The organism is Streptosporangium fragile (assembly GCF_039534445.1).
Taxonomy (GTDB): Bacteria; Actinomycetota; Actinomycetes; order Streptosporangiales; family Streptosporangiaceae; genus Streptosporangium; species Streptosporangium fragile.
Genome location: NZ_BAAAVI010000207.1, coordinates 1 through 521, shown reverse-complemented (window position 1 = coordinate 521; position 521 = coordinate 1). Strand labels below are relative to the sequence as shown.

At 66.8% G+C, this 521-nt stretch carries 1 protein-coding gene; it reads right to left on the bottom strand.

Annotation, left to right across the window (positions count from 1 at the left end; translation table 11 throughout):
* Window positions 1-521 (bottom strand): TCP-1/cpn60 chaperonin family protein (locus ABD841_RS40670; RefSeq protein ID WP_344982439.1); only part of this gene is annotated, 521 nt, incomplete at both ends.

Below are 521 nucleotides of genomic sequence, written 5' to 3'. Positions count from 1 at the left end.
TGTTCTCGATCTCGGCGCGGATCTGGTTGACCCGGCCGGCGATCTGCTCGGCGTCGCCGGCACCGTCGACGATGGTGGTCTCGTCCTTGGTGACGATGACCTGGCGGGCGCGGCCGAGCTGGTCGAGCGTGGTCGACTCCAGCTTGAGGCCGAGGTCCTCGCTGATGACCTGGGCACCGGTGAGGATGCCGATGTCGCCGAGCATGGCCTTGCGGCGGTCACCGAAGCCGGGGGCCTTGACCGCGACCGAGCGGAACAGGCCACGGATCTTGTTGACGACCAGGGTGGCCAGGGCCTCGCCCTCGATGTCCTCGGCGATGATCAGCAGCGGCTTGCCGGCCTGCACGACCTTGTCGAGAACCGGGAGCAGGTCCTTGTTGGCGGAGACCTTGGAGTTGACGACGAGGATGTACGGGTCCTCGAGGACGGCCTCCATACGCTCCGGGTCGGTCACGAAGTAGGGCGAGATGTAGCCCTTGTCGAAGCGCATGCCCTCGGTGAGCTCCAGCTCCAGGCCGAAG